12 protein-coding genes and 2 pseudogenes are annotated in these 13,050 nt (G+C 53.9%); 2 read left to right on the forward strand and 12 right to left on the reverse strand.

Annotated elements, in window-relative coordinates; all coding sequences use genetic code 11:
* Nucleotides 1–44: 44 nt before the first annotated feature.
* The 3 genes from SLIT_RS07735 to SLIT_RS07745 all read right to left on the reverse strand — a co-directional run bounded on the left by SLIT_RS07735 (nucleotide 45) and on the right by SLIT_RS07745 (nucleotide 3,399).
* Nucleotides 45–2,405, reverse strand: a complete 2,361-nt coding sequence (locus SLIT_RS07735) for a Tex family protein (protein WP_013029682.1) — start codon at nucleotides 2,403–2,405, stop codon at nucleotides 45–47.
* A gap of 260 nt (nucleotides 2,406–2,665) precedes the next feature.
* A complete protein-coding gene (locus SLIT_RS07740; protein WP_013029683.1) occupies nucleotides 2,666–3,094 on the reverse strand; it encodes a helix-turn-helix domain-containing protein in 429 nt (142 codons plus the stop codon).
* Nucleotides 3,095–3,096: 2 nt separating this feature from the next.
* Entirely contained in the window at nucleotides 3,097–3,399 is a 303-nt protein-coding gene (locus SLIT_RS07745) for a type II toxin-antitoxin system HigB family toxin (RefSeq protein ID WP_013029684.1), read from the reverse strand.
* Between the two features lie 162 nt (nucleotides 3,400–3,561).
* Here SLIT_RS07745 and SLIT_RS07750 point away from each other — a divergent pair.
* Nucleotides 3,562–3,993 (forward strand): annotated as a pseudogene (locus tag SLIT_RS07750) (IS3 family transposase); the annotation flags it as partial.
* A gap of 268 nt (nucleotides 3,994–4,261) precedes the next feature.
* Here SLIT_RS07750 and SLIT_RS07755 read toward each other — a convergent pair.
* From SLIT_RS07755 to SLIT_RS07785, 8 genes and pseudogenes are all read right to left on the reverse strand, one after another.
* The gene (locus SLIT_RS07755) at nucleotides 4,262–4,714 is read right to left on the reverse strand and encodes a hypothetical protein (protein ID WP_041420808.1); all 453 of its coding nucleotides are present in this window, start codon (nucleotides 4,712–4,714) and stop codon (nucleotides 4,262–4,264) included.
* Nucleotides 4,715–4,807: 93 nt separating this feature from the next.
* Nucleotides 4,808–4,930: pseudogene (locus SLIT_RS15575) on the reverse strand (IS3 family transposase); the annotation flags it as partial.
* Between the two features lie 539 nt (nucleotides 4,931–5,469).
* Nucleotides 5,470–6,525 carry a DUF6765 family protein gene (locus tag SLIT_RS07760; protein WP_013029685.1) on the reverse strand — a complete coding sequence of 352 codons (1,056 nt, stop codon included), beginning with the start codon at nucleotides 6,523–6,525 and terminating at the stop codon, nucleotides 5,470–5,472.
* 450 nt (nucleotides 6,526–6,975) lie between these two features.
* The gene (locus SLIT_RS15195; protein WP_013029686.1) at nucleotides 6,976–7,392 is read right to left on the reverse strand and encodes a bacteriohemerythrin; all 417 of its coding nucleotides are present in this window, start codon (nucleotides 7,390–7,392) and stop codon (nucleotides 6,976–6,978) included.
* Between the two features lie 211 nt (nucleotides 7,393–7,603).
* Complete coding sequence (locus tag SLIT_RS07770) at nucleotides 7,604–7,930, reverse strand: type II toxin-antitoxin system RelE/ParE family toxin (RefSeq protein WP_013029687.1); 327 nt, start codon at nucleotides 7,928–7,930, stop codon at nucleotides 7,604–7,606.
* A complete protein-coding gene (locus SLIT_RS07775) occupies nucleotides 7,927–8,202 on the reverse strand; it encodes a type II toxin-antitoxin system Phd/YefM family antitoxin (RefSeq protein ID WP_013029688.1) in 276 nt (91 codons plus the stop codon). Before SLIT_RS07775 ends, SLIT_RS07770 begins: the two co-directional genes overlap by 4 nt.
* A gap of 180 nt (nucleotides 8,203–8,382) precedes the next feature.
* Nucleotides 8,383–8,934, reverse strand: coding sequence for a hypothetical protein (locus tag SLIT_RS07780; RefSeq protein WP_013029689.1), 552 nt, complete (start codon nucleotides 8,932–8,934; stop codon nucleotides 8,383–8,385).
* Nucleotides 8,935–8,991: 57 nt separating this feature from the next.
* The gene (locus tag SLIT_RS07785) at nucleotides 8,992–9,876 is read right to left on the reverse strand and encodes a GGDEF domain-containing protein (protein WP_013029690.1); all 885 of its coding nucleotides are present in this window, start codon (nucleotides 9,874–9,876) and stop codon (nucleotides 8,992–8,994) included.
* Between the two features lie 482 nt (nucleotides 9,877–10,358).
* On the opposite strand from SLIT_RS07785, the gene SLIT_RS07795 reads away from it, so the two are divergent.
* Nucleotides 10,359–12,071 (forward strand): diguanylate cyclase, encoded by a 1,713-nt coding sequence (locus tag SLIT_RS07795; protein ID WP_013029691.1) that lies wholly within the window; start codon nucleotides 10,359–10,361, stop codon nucleotides 12,069–12,071.
* Between the two features lie 2 nt (nucleotides 12,072–12,073).
* Here the strand turns inward: SLIT_RS07795 and SLIT_RS07800 are convergent, their stop codons facing one another.
* Nucleotides 12,074–12,940 carry an HDOD domain-containing protein gene (locus SLIT_RS07800; RefSeq protein WP_013029692.1) on the reverse strand — a complete coding sequence of 289 codons (867 nt, stop codon included), beginning with the start codon at nucleotides 12,938–12,940 and terminating at the stop codon, nucleotides 12,074–12,076.
* Nucleotides 12,941–13,050: the final 110 nt, after the last annotated feature.

Below are 13,050 nucleotides of genomic sequence, written 5' to 3' on the forward strand. Positions count from 1 at the left end.
TTCGTTTATCCGAACCATATGCCAATAGGCATAGATATGGATCATCAGCCCTTCAGCTTGGCGAACGCCGCCGCCATCGCACTCACCGGCTCATTCGCCGGTGCGCGGTTCGGCTTGCCGCCTGCAGGTTTGCCCTGCCCTCTGTTATCCCGCTGTTCACGCTGGGCTTCCGGCTTGCCGCCCGCCTGCCCCGCCGCATCCGTCAGGCGCATGGTCAGCGAAACGCGCTTGCGCTTCACGTCCACCTCCAGCACCTTCACCTTAACGATCTGCCCGGCCTTGACCACGCTGTGCGGGTCCTTGACGAACTTGTCGGCCAGCGCCGAGATGTGCACCAGCCCATCCTGATGCACGCCAATATCCACGAACGCGCCGAACGCCGCCACGTTGGTGACCACGCCTTCGAGGATCATGCCCGGCTCCAGGTCCTTCAGCTCTTCCACGCCTTCGCGGAAACTTGCGGTGGTGAACTCGGGTCGCGGGTCGCGGCCCGGTTTCTCCAGCTCTTTCAGAATATCCGTGATGGTCGGCACGCCGAATTGCTCGTTCGCATACTTGGAAGGGTTCAGCGACTTCAGCAAACCGCCGTTACCGATCACGCCCTTGATGTCCTGCTTGATGTCTTCGAGGATCGTTTGCACCAGCGGATACGATTCGGGGTGCACTGCCGAGGCATCGAGCGGGTCGTTGCCGCCCATGATGCGCAGGAAGCCCGCCGCCTGCTCGAAGGTCTTGTCGCCCAGGCGCGGCACTTCGCGCAGTTCGGCGCGGGTACCGAAGCGGCCTTTCAGGTCGCGGTGGTTCACGATGGCTTGCGCCACGCTGCTGGTCAGGCCCGAGACGCGCGCCAGCAAAGGCACCGAGGCCGTGTTTACATCCACGCCCACCGCGTTCACGCAGTCTTCCACCACCGCATCGAGCGAGCGCGCCAGTTGCACCTGGCTCACGTCGTGCTGGTATTGGCCGACACCAATCGACTTGGGATCGATCTTCACCAGCTCAGCCAGCGGGTCTTGCAGGCGGCGCGCGATGGACACCGCGCCGCGCAAGCTCACATCCAGCTCGGGCAGTTCGCGCGAGGCGAATTCGGAAGCGGAATACACCGACGCGCCCGCTTCGGAAACGACGATGCTGGTCATGTTCAATTCGGGGCGCAGCTTGATCAGGTCGCGCGCCAGCTTGTCGGTCTCGCGCGAGGCGGTGCCGTTGCCGATGGAGATGACCGATACGCGGTGCTTCTCGGCCAGCTGCGACAGCGTATGCAGCGACCCATCCCAATCATTGCGCGGCTGGTGCGGATAGATAGTAGCGGTATCCACCACCTTGCCAGTCTCGTCCACCACCGCCACTTTCACGCCGGTGCGGATGCCGGGGTCCAGCCCCATAGTCACGCGCGGCCCGGCCGGTGCGGCCAGCAACAGCGCTTTCAGATTGCGGGCGAACACGTTGATGGCTTCGGTCTCGGCCTTGCTGCGCAACGCGCCCATCAGTTCGGTCTCCAGATGCATGAACATCTTCACGCGCCAGGTCCAGCGCACGCTGTCGTTCAGCCAGCGGTCGGCGGGCCGGTCCATGTTCTTGATGCCGAAGCGGCTGGCGATGCGCATCTCGCACGGGTTGTGCGGCGAAGCCCAAGTCGGTTTCTCTTCTTCGCTATCCAGGCGTAGTTGCACATCCAGCATCTCTTCGCGGCGGCCGCGGAACACCGCCAGCGCGCGGTGCGAGGGAATGGTGTTGATGGATTCGGAATAATCGAAATAGTCGGCATACTTTTCCGCCGCATCGTTCTTGCCTTCGATTACCTTCGATTGCACCACACCGTGCTCCTGCACATATTCGCGCAGCGACTGCAGCAGGCCCGCATCTTCGGCAAAGCGCTCCATCAATATCTGCCGCGCGCCATCCAGTGCCGCCTTGGCATCCGCCACGCCGGGGTTGTTGTCGCCCGCCGCGCTGGTGAATGGTTCGCGCAGATATTTGGCCGCCTCCTCTTCCGGATTCAACAGCGGATTCGCCAGCAGCGCATCTGCCAATGGCTCCAGCCCCGCCTCCAACGCGATCTGCGCCTTGGTGCGGCGCTTCGGCTTGTACGGCAGATACAAGTCTTCCAGATGCGTCTTGTCGGTGGCCAGCGAGACCGCCTTCAACAACTCCGGCGTCATCTTGCCCTGCTCGGTGATCGAGGCAATGATGGCCGCGCGGCGCTCTTCCAGCTCGCGCAGATAACGCAGCCGCTCCTCCAGCAAGCGCAACTGCGTATCATCCAGCCCGCCCGTCGCCTCTTTGCGATAGCGCGAGATGAATGGCACGGTTGCGCCTTCGTCCAGCAGGGCGATGGCGGCAGCGATCTGAGCAGGTTTGGCCGCGATCTCGGCGGCAAGGCGTTGTTCGATGGATGGGAGCATGGGGATTTTCTGGGTTAATACAAAACAGTTTAAAGAATCCGTCATTCCGGCGCAGGCCGGAATCCAGTTGATCTAACAATCCCCGCGTAAGCGCGACAACACCTTTGGTTTTGTCTGCTTCGCAGGATGTTTATTTTTGCTGGATTCCGGCCTGCGCCGGAATGACGATTTAAGGGATCTCATTGATTAAATAGCCCTCCAAAATTCGAGGGCTATGGTTGAAAAATGCGGGTGCGGATTATGCCAAGTTATGCGGCAATTTAGTGAGGAATGAACAGCGCCGGGCTAACACCGAAGAACTTGCCCAATTTACCGGCCAAGGGTGCGCTGATTTTTCTTTTTCCAGCCAGGATCGCGGACAAATTACTCTGCGGCACGATCTCGGATAAGGCGTCCTGCTTCAGGTCGCGCGACTCCATCAGGAAACGCAGCGCATCCTTGGGATCGGCTGGCTCGATTGCGTAACGCTCCTGCTCATATTTGGCGACCATGTCGCTCACCAGATCAAGCAAGCTGGACAGAGGGTGGTCTTCATCATCGCCTGCTACATCCAACAATGAATTCATCAGTGCAGTCATGCGTACGTAGCTCTTCTCGTTATGAATAGGACGAAGCTGCGCCATCGTGTCGAACTTCTGCCAGGAAGATTGAATGGCCTTGATGTCGAATTGAGTTTGTGTCGCGCGCATGATTAACCTTTGCCTTTCCGATAGAGCTTGTTCCAATCGTCGTATTCGCGGTGTGTCATCACCTTGTGCACAAAAACCTTCTTGAACCGATACCTCACAATCACCACAAGGCGGTAATTATTCCCGCCCACATCAAATATCGTATAAGGCGGCACGTAGTCGGCAGAATTGAACATCGTCCGAACATGATTGAAATCACTGAACTCAGCATGTTCAACCACTGAATGCCACTCACGCAATACACCCTCAGCCTCCGGATGCTTCTGCCAGAACTCACGCAGCATTTTGATGGAGATGATGTGCACGGATGAATTATATCAGTTTGATATATTCCGTCAAGCTGAGATAATTCCGGTTATGCACACAGATGTAGGAACAATATCTTTGGGATCGGCTTACTCCAGCCAACTTTGCCCGAGTAATTCGGTTCGAGAAAACAATTCGAACACGACCCCTTTGACTTTCCAGTGCTAGACCTGTTCTCGCGCCAAGTGATCGGCTGGTCGATGCAACAGCGTATCGACCGAGAGCTGGCGATCAATGCCTTGCTGATGGCGGTGTGGCGCAGACAGCCAGCAGGCGAAGTCATCGTGCATTCCGACCAAGGCAGCCAGTTCAGCAGCTACGACTGGCAGGACTTCCTCAAAGCGCATAACTTGGTTGGCAGCATGAGCCGTCGTGGCAACTGCTACGACAACGCTGTTGTCGAGAGCTTCTTTCAGTTACTGAAGCGTGAACGGATCAAGCGCAGGATCTATGTCGACCGCGAAGAAGCCAGGTCGGACGTGTTCGATTACATCGAGATGTTCTACAACCCGAAACGGCGTCATGGATACAATGATCGCCTGTCTCCAGTCGAGTTCGAGAGACGGCATTTTATGAGACTGGAAAGTGTCTAGTGAATCGGGGGCGATTCACCCCTTTAATCTTTCCTTTAATCTTTTGCATCGATCCTGCTCTTGAGATGTAGCCGCCCAAGCTTTCAGTTAGTGCACTACTAGAACATCGTCTTCGTGATTTTTTCTGCCCCTGAAATTAGGTCATCAATCTCAGCATTCCCAGGTTCTTTGCCCTTATTGTGGTCGCATAAATTCCTGAGGTCGCCCAAATGTTGAACAAAACGCCACTGAGGTACATCAATTACCGCGCTATTTTTCAGTTGGTCATTTAAATCACTAATGGTTGGATGTTTCTTTGCAATTGGAATGCTATGGTTTGCGCATATTGCTGTTCAAATTTCGGTAACGCTGCAGATAGAGAAACGACAACGGTCATACCTCTTGTTACCGTAATGCCCTGAAGATAATCCTCGATTGCATAGTTGCTGCTGTCTATCTCTTTTCGGTTTTTTGCCTTTTCATAAAACCGTACAAAATCAGAAAGCCGTTCAGGTATCAATTGCCTTATTACTGCATACGCTTCTGAATACCATAACTGATATGTGCCACGAAAGTCAGGTAACTTTGCGATGGCTTCGCTATATTTGTCTCCATATGCCTTTTTCGCCGCCACCTTATATTCTTCTGGATTTAAGGCATGCGTCATGGATAGACTAAGTTGGTCTCCCTTAGTAATTAGCCCTTCCAATTCAGCTTTATATTTTTCTATGTTTGACTTCATTCGCAATCCAAAATCCTGTGTTTTGGCAGGGGAATTAAAGGGGCAAATTAAAGGGGTCAGGTTGAATTGACCCGGGCCTTTCGGACACTCCAATCAAGCGACACACATGCTTCGCTCGAACTCTACCGGACTGACATAACCTAGCGACTGGTGCATCCGGCTACGGTTATAGAACAGCTCGATGTAATCAAATACAGCCGCCCTGGCTGTATCACAATAATTAAAGGGGTCAGGTTCGAATTATTTTCCCAATAATTAAAGGGGTCAGGTTCGAATTATTTTCCCAGCTAAACCTTTAACCCAGCACTGCTTCCATCTACCGCGTCGAAGATTAGCAGCAATGCACATTCAAGCATATATGCCAAAAGATATAGACCTTCAGCCTCGGTCACTGCCGCGCCATTCAGGTTCAATGATTGATTGCGATATTCACGCTGGCCTGCAGGCCCGTAAAGACGGGCATCTTCAAGGGGTGTAATTTTCGAAACGGTACGTTTGTTACAGTAACTTATGGAATTGAATTTGACGCTTCCTTAACAAATGCAATTCTTTGCAGACTGCTGTTTGCACCGCTGTTCGAGCGGAATGCAGGATCGACGGGGGCGGAATTCATCGATCCATTCAAAACCTATGCTGTTTCCACCGCACGTACTTCAAGTTCAATCAATAAAAGGTGCCGGAGTCGATTTCATTTTCATTATCCCCAAAAACAATTCGACTCCGGTACCTTAGGTTTTCTGTCCCTTTTTACTTTGCTATGTCACTAAGACATGCAGTTCATACTTGGGCAACAATTCATCAATTACATAATCACGGTGGAATTTCGCTGCGGCTAAAAACGCATAACCATCTGTAGATTTAATGGTTTCAAACGAGTGTGATCGAAAAATTTCGATGTCTTCATTAAACTTCTTGGCATAAACCGGAATCGATTCCTTATTGGGATTGGGATAGATATTCCCTGCAGCAACTGCGTTCTGCCATGCTTCGATTCGTGCGTCCATGCTCCCTTCGACAGCGAGCACTTGTGCGACAGCATTTTGAATATCTGAAAAATTGCAGGCACTTATCGAATCACAACTATCTGGATGGGCTTTCGCAAATGTAAAAAACATTTCATGCAGCTTTTGGCAAGCTACCAAGAATGTTTGTTGATTTACTCTTTCTCCAGATGAAATGCCTGAAGTTGTATATTTAAAACTCCATGCAAGATATGGTCTGTCAGGATAGGTGGATACTGATCCATGCCCTAGAGCAACCGCAGTTGCCGCTTTGCCTGATAGATATTTATTACTAAACGCTTCAAACTTTCCCTTAATGTAATCAAGAATTGAGTGATTCTTTACATGAAGGGTAATTGAATCTGGATCAACGCGATTCAAGTCAGAGGAAATTCCAGAAAAGCCATAATGGGAAAAGGTATCTGCATAAACATGGGCGGCAACTCCCATTAGCTCAAGATTAAATCCAAGATCATTTTGGGCGAGATGATGCGCAACCATTTCTTGAGCTAGCTTCCCATCCATGCGACACATAAGCCGTTCCTCAAAGGTTTCCCCCTCATTCCCAGGAAAGAAATGGAATGGTACCCATACTTTACGTTGATCAATCTCTTCAAGATTCTCCACGTTAACCGGGTGATGAGCAGTTGCTAAGGCTTCGAGTAATACCCCATCGTTTAGCGCTAGCGCCACATAGTCTGAATCATCGACGTACTCTGCCGCAGTAGCTATAACCTGAGCAACAGCAGCACTGAGACCTGCTGCGCGAGCCATTACATAGGTGCCGTAGTAATGCATATCTGTTTGCATTTCTTATCCTTTGCTAATAGGAACGTGAACTAAATCGAATCGGGAATTTTTGCGTTACCCATCCGCTGGCTTCGCTTACCATTTACTGAGCTGGAGACTATCAGCAAAGTTTCTCTGAACATATATGCCAAAAGATATAGACCTTTGCTTAGTCCGCAAATATGACATTTTGATTTAATTATATTTATTCAAAGAAGATTAATCAGCCTGCAGGCCAGTAAATACGGGAATCTTCAAGTGGTGTGATTCTCGAAATGGTATGTTTGTTACAGCAACTTATGGAATTGCGTTTAACGCTTCTTTAACAAATGAAATTCTTTGCAGACAGCTATTTGCACCATTATTGTTTCGCACGAAACACCATTGTGGTTTCCATCCATTCGGGTTGAATGTGCATTGGGCCTGTATGAAGACCTGACGGCGCGAAGAATGCCACCTATCAGTAGGTGCTTATGCAGTCGGCAGATGGGTGAGGTTCACCTTGCCGTTGTCGATGATGTAGCGGACAAAGTCCTGATCCTGCGTTTGCATATGTTCCGCATACCAGGTGCTCAGGTAACTGATGGTGCTCATGGTCACTTGCCGGCTCAGGGTGGTCATTTGCAGCTGGTCCAGCTTGCCCAGGAAGTGCTTGTGCTGCTCGGCATGTTCCGCGAGTTTTGAATAGCCGTGCATGCGCATCAGGGACTCTTCAAGCGCGAAGTGGAAACGGGCATGTTCGCGCAGTTGTTCGAGCTTGAAGAAAACATCGGCCCAGCTTCCCCGGCTCTCGATCGCTGCGTCGATCTCGGTAAACAGGTTGATGATGCCCTTATGCTGATCGTCGATCTCGGCGACCCCGACTGAGTATTCGTCTTTCCATTGCATTTATTTATCTTTCCATTGCATTTATTTATCTTTCCACTGCATTGATGCACTCCTTGCTCACAAGGCTGCAATTATTGGGGGCTGGTTCGGAATATTCTTTCGGCCTACCCCGTCGCTCACTTTCCTGCCCCGTTTTCGTCCGCGCAATCTATCAGCAACGGCAACTCTTTGCCACAAGCAAGAATATATAGGCCTCTCAGTTTCAAGCTGGCTATACGCCAAGCATCCGGCGCGACAATAGTGCCTGCATGTCGCGCCGTCCGTCCACGATGATGTAGATGAATACCTGTTTGCCGGTCACCCGATAGATGAGGCGATAGGGTTTGAAATGTACCTGGCGATATTCGCGGATGCCAAGTGCGATGAGTTCTTTTGGGTGGGTGCCGCGCTCGGGGAAGGTGGACAATGTTTCGACGATTTCCAGGAGCTTATCCAGCACGTAGTCTGCATTTTTCTGACTGTCATGCTCGGCGATGTGGTCGTAGATACTCTCCAGATCGCGCTCGGCACCTTGTGTGAGCAAGACTTTGAAGTTCATGCTGCTGCGGTTTTCTTGGCTCTAAGGCGGCGTGCCACTTCGGCCACCGGGGTGACCTTGCCTTCCTCGATCTCCTGATTGCCAAGTGCCAGTATCTTGAGCAGTGCCAGCGTTTCCTGGGTGTTTTCGTAAGAGGCGATGTCTTGCATGACGGCCCTGGCTTCGCCATTCTGCGTGATCAGGTATGGCTCGCGTTTTTCGGTCAGCTCTTGCAACACTTCGGCGGCATTGGCCTTGAGGTAGCTGATGGGTTTGATGTTGGTTGAGCGCATGATTTGATCCCTTGAATTACTCGAACCGAATATAGTCTTTTAATGGTCTGGTGGCAACCCGGAAAATCAAAGGAACCTCCGGCAATACTTTTCCATCCAGTCCCGCAATCCTTCAGCTTCCCGTGGCCTGGCAGCAAAGCCTCTTCCAGGCCATATGCCAAAAGAGATAGACCTCTGCCCTCACTTGCCCTGGACTACCTGGACATGCGCGCTGCCAAGTTTCAGGTATAGACGTATCTTGCGCAGGATGGGCCACCAGTCGTAAAGGAATATCTGCAGCGGCCGCCACATGGCGACCCAGCCGACGATGGTGAGGCTTTCGCGGGCGACGCGATAGCCGGCATTGGGACCGAGGTCGCCGATGTAGTCCGCTGCGATCAGGCAGATGGAGACGAAGATGAGGCCGATCGCCATGCTGATGCGGCCTTGCTTCAACACCTGGCGAAGTTTGCGGCGGGTACGTTCGGCTTGATAGATGAAGTGATTGTGGATCGCTTCGGTCAGCAAGCTGGTCGGGTCGCCATCTTCCGGCCAAAGTTCGAGGTGGATGGTGAGCTGAAGGCGGCTATTGAGCGGATGTGTCGATGCCCAGGATTCGATGTATTCATTGGCCTGGGGGTCGAGGTCCTTGTTCAGGAACGGCGTCGGGTCCATCGAGTTGAACAGCTGGGCGATCTCGTGTACGCGCAATGCGAGTCGATGAACGGGAACTGTGCTGGTTGTTTTTGTCATGCGGACATCATACCAAGCACACCCTGAAAATCCTACGGTGTGATCGGTTTGCGATGATCAATGAGTGCAGCCCCCGTTGGTCCTCCGCCGCAATGGGGGTGTGCGTGCGAGCAGACTGTCCAGCGTGTCGTCGGGTTGCGGCTGGCCGACTCCGATGAGAAGCATCACCGGCGGCATGGCGTCGCCGCTGGGGGAGCCGATCACCATCTGGTCGAGCTCTTCCATCAGGCGGTCTGCTATTGAGCTGGCGTTTTCGCTTCCCGTCTGCGGCAGGAAGATGGCGAACTGGTCGGCTTCGATCTCTGCCGCTATGTCATTCGGGCGCAGGTAGCGCTGCAAGGTTTCAGCCAGGGAACGTTGCGCCTGCTCGCTGCCGAGTCTGCCAAAGCCCGCAGCGAATTGCCCGAAGTTATCCACCTTCAGGAGTATGAGGGCGCACGGCTGCAGGCTCTTGGTGTGGCGGAGGATCAGGCGTCCGATGTTGTCCGCGAGCCAATGGCGGTTGTAGAAGCCGGTGACGGAGTTGACGTAGTTCAGTGCGCCATAGCTTTGCGCATTCGCCTGCCATTCCGCCAGTGTGCGGTTGGTGGCACGAATCCGGTTGGCCAACAGCGCCAGCAGGTTGTGCGATGCTTCCAGCGATCTGTTGAGGACAGACCAGGCTTCTTTGTGTTCGATGGCCAGCAGTTCGCAATCGGTGACGGCGATGACATAGGCGGAAACCTGGTTGTCATCGAACATGGACATCTCGCCCACGCATTCGCCTGCGCCAAACAGGGCGAGCGGATTGGTGTCGTCTGCATTGAGTTGCGCTCGCAGCCTGCCGGAGAGGACGACATAGATGCGGTCGTTATGCTGGCCGGGCGTGAGCAGGATCTGTTCTGCCGCGAGCTTTAGCTGAGTGGTATTCGCCAGCAGGGTGGCGAGCGTGCTGTTCTTCACCTTCTGGAACAGCGGCGACTCTTGCAGCAGGTTGATGATCTGGGTCGAGTTGATGATGCGCCTCCTTTAGTGAACATCGCATACCATCTACACCCCGAAGACTAGCAGCAAAGCCTCTGCCAAGCCATATGCCAAAAGATATAGATCGCTTGTGTGGGTTGTGGCCATACTGCTGCATGGCTGTTATTCGCATATGCCAATTGGCCTGCAGGCCAGTAAATACGGGCATCTTCAATATATCAAACCATCAGCGGAAGACCTTTCCAGAAGAGCTCTGGCGGAAAATTAGCGTCTTCTTGCCTGATGCTGCTCGGCTCAATTTCCGGGAGCTTGATGAAGTGCGAATCGCCGGTTTTGCAATAACCCTTTGCGCGAAGTGCGAAAAGGCCGCTATCAAGAAATGCTAGAATCTGCCGCAATGGACGGCTATTCATTAATAGCGTGCCAACACGTTCGTCCCATAAACCTTCCTTCTGTTTCCGTTGAACACTCCGATCACAAAAATCATTCCGCTCACTCTGTTGTTTCTGGCTTCCCTGCTCTGTGCCGCAGGTGCCGGGGCGGAAGTGCTGCGTTTGTCGGAAGTGCCCTCGCACACGCTTTGTTGCGACGCGGAGTACTTCATCGAGGGAGGTGCGCCGCTGAGTCTGACGGAGGCGATGGAGAGACAGCGCGCGGGCGGATTCAAGCAGGAGTTGAAAGGCGCACCGAATTTCGGCATCGGTTCGAAGCCGGTGTGGCTGCATCTCGCGTTCGACAACGATACCCACGCAGAGGCCGAGAGATACTTTGTGGGCGGAGTCACCTGGCTGGATCGCATGGATGTCTACCTTGTGCGCGCGGACGGCAGCCAGTCTGCGGTGCATACCGGCGATGAGTTGCCCGATGCGCCGGGGCTGACACCGGCGATGGGCTATGCGCTGCTGCTGCAATTCTCTGCGGGACGCAACGATCTCTACCTGCGTGTGGCCTCGACCGACCCGATGGCCATCCCCGTGGAGTTGATGACGAGGCAGCAGTTCGAGCAGCGCCACCTGCAGCTCGGTTATTTCTACGGTTTCTTCTTCGGCTTCCTTGCGGCCTTGAGTGCCTACAATTTCCTGCTGGTGGTGGGAACGAGGGAACGCAGCTATCTTTATTATTCGCTGGCGCTTTCCAGCATCCTGTTCTGCAACTTTGCCTATACCGGCCACGGCGTCGCCTGGCTGTGGCCAGAGCATCCCGGTTTCCAGAAATTCGTGATCCTGGTTTCGATGGTGGTCTATAACGTGCTGGGGTTGATGTTTGCAGCGCGTTTCCTCGCACTGAAAAAACATTCGCCGCGCACCCTGCGTGGGATTCGCTGGATCGGAACACTAGCTGTGGTCATCATGGCGCTGGCCTTGATGGTTGACAGTCAGTTCGTTGCGGCTATGGTGGCTTTCGTCTGCACGACAGCGTTTACCATCGGCATGTTCCTGCTCGGCATCCTGAGTGTGTTGCGCAATCAGACGTCGGGGCGCTATTTCCTGTTCGCGACCTTCTTCGGCATGCTGGGCGTGGGTGTGACGGCGCTTGCGGTATGGGGCAAGATCCCGTTCCGTCCGTACACCTTCCACGCTGCCGAATTCGGGCTGGTGATCGAGGCGACGTTGCTGGCCCTGGGATTGTCCAACTGGATGCGCGAGAACCGCGATGCGCTGTATGAGGCCGAACAGGTGGCACGGCTGGATGCGCTGACGCATCTGAACAACCGGCGCGCGTTCATGGAGCTCGCCCTGCCCTATGCCAGCACCGCCGGACGCCACGAGCGCCCGATGAGCCTGGTCATGATGGATATCGACCACTTCAAGTCCATCAACGACCAGTACGGCCACCAGACCGGCGACCTGGTGCTGACCGCAGTCGCCGATCTGCTGAAGAATTTTTCCCGCACCAGCGATATCGTGGCGCGCTGGGGCGGCGAGGAGTTCATCCTGTTGCTGCCGGAGACCGGCTTGAAGCAGGCCATCAACCATGCGGAAAGGTTGCGCCAGGCCATCGCGGAGTTTCGCATACCGGTGGGCGAGACGAGCATCTCGCTGACCGCGAGTTTCGGCATCGCAGCGCATGTCGCCAATCTATCGTTCGACAAGATGATCGAGCAGGCAGATGTGCAGCTCTATGAGGCGAAACGAAGCGGACGCAACAAGGTCTGTTGCAGTTCCGCAGTTTGAGTCTAGTGCCGGTATTGCCGCATCTCGCCCAGGATATCCAATGCCGCTTCATGGAATTCGGCGGGCTCCATGCCGATGTGGTTCAAGGCATGGGCGTGGGTAGGCAATTGCCCCAGCGCGCTTTCTTTTTCCAGTCCCATGAAGACGCTGGCCATATGCTCTGCCAGGATCAGCACGGCGATGAAGTTGCGCACCGCGGTGGAGATTTGATGCGACAGGTCAGTGAAGATGCTCATGTCGTGATGATTCAGGATGGTCTGGCAGACATGCGCAGGCAATCCCCAATTGCGCGCGAGCATGTTGCCGACGACGGCGTGATTTGTGCCAAGCCTGGATTCTTCCTCACGATGGGTGTTTTCCCAATCGCTTTCATGCAGGGTCTCATCGAATGAGTGTTCCGGAAAGCGCTGCATCAATACCGGGATCCCGCTATCGTGGAACAGGCCGATGGTATAGGCATCCTCGATCGAGATGCCGGGCAGCGTCTTCGCCAGCATCGAGGCTGCCTCGGCGGTGCAGCTGGATTTGTCCCAGAACTTTTCCAGAAAAGCCTTGGCAGCCGGATCTTTCATACTGACACTATTGCGCAGGAACAGCGTGTTCACCGCCAGCATGACTTTCTTCAAACCGAGCACAGAGACGGCCTGAGGGATGGAGCTGATGTTGCTGTTGCGCCGGAAGGCCGGGGAATTGGCCAGCTTCAGCACGGCTGCAGAGAGTCCCGCGTCGTTGCCAACCAGTCTGGATATGTGATTGAAATCCGGTTCTTCTTTGCGCGCTTCCGACATGATGTCCAGCATGATCGCCGGACAGGCCGGTAGCTGGATGCTACCGAGTATCTTTTCAGCGTTCACTGCGTTTCCGTGCATTTGTCAGTCCCGTTCTATAAAAGCGCAGCACTTTATCAGATATTTATGACGTAAATAAAACGCCCTGACCAACAGGGCGTCTCATCGATATCGCAATCAAATGCAGCAGA

Origin of the sequence: Sideroxydans lithotrophicus ES-1 (genome assembly GCF_000025705.1) — a bacterium.
In the GTDB taxonomy this organism is placed as follows: domain Bacteria; phylum Pseudomonadota; class Gammaproteobacteria; order Burkholderiales; family Gallionellaceae; genus Sideroxyarcus; species Sideroxyarcus lithotrophicus.

What these genes read in the sequence shown, in the direction of transcription:
- SLIT_RS07735 (WP_013029682.1), bottom strand. Translation starts at nt 2,405, where the DNA reads ATGCTCCCATCCATCGAACAACGCCTTGCCGCCGAGATCGCGGCCAAA.
- SLIT_RS07740 (WP_013029683.1), bottom strand. Translation starts at nt 3,094, where the DNA reads ATGCGCGCGACACAAACTCAATTCGACATCAAGGCCATTCAATCTTCC.
- SLIT_RS07755 (WP_041420808.1), bottom strand. Translation starts at nt 4,714, where the DNA reads ATGAAGTCAAACATAGAAAAATATAAAGCTGAATTGGAAGGGCTAATT.
- SLIT_RS07760 (WP_013029685.1), bottom strand. Translation starts at nt 6,525, where the DNA reads ATGCAAACAGATATGCATTACTACGGCACCTATGTAATGGCTCGCGCA.
- SLIT_RS15195 (WP_013029686.1), bottom strand. Translation starts at nt 7,392, where the DNA reads ATGCAATGGAAAGACGAATACTCAGTCGGGGTCGCCGAGATCGACGAT.
- SLIT_RS07770 (WP_013029687.1), bottom strand. Translation starts at nt 7,930, where the DNA reads ATGAACTTCAAAGTCTTGCTCACACAAGGTGCCGAGCGCGATCTGGAG.
- SLIT_RS07775 (WP_013029688.1), bottom strand. Translation starts at nt 8,202, where the DNA reads ATGCGCTCAACCAACATCAAACCCATCAGCTACCTCAAGGCCAATGCC.
- SLIT_RS07780 (WP_013029689.1), bottom strand. Translation starts at nt 8,934, where the DNA reads ATGACAAAAACAACCAGCACAGTTCCCGTTCATCGACTCGCATTGCGC.
- SLIT_RS07800 (WP_013029692.1), bottom strand. Translation starts at nt 12,940, where the DNA reads ATGCACGGAAACGCAGTGAACGCTGAAAAGATACTCGGTAGCATCCAG.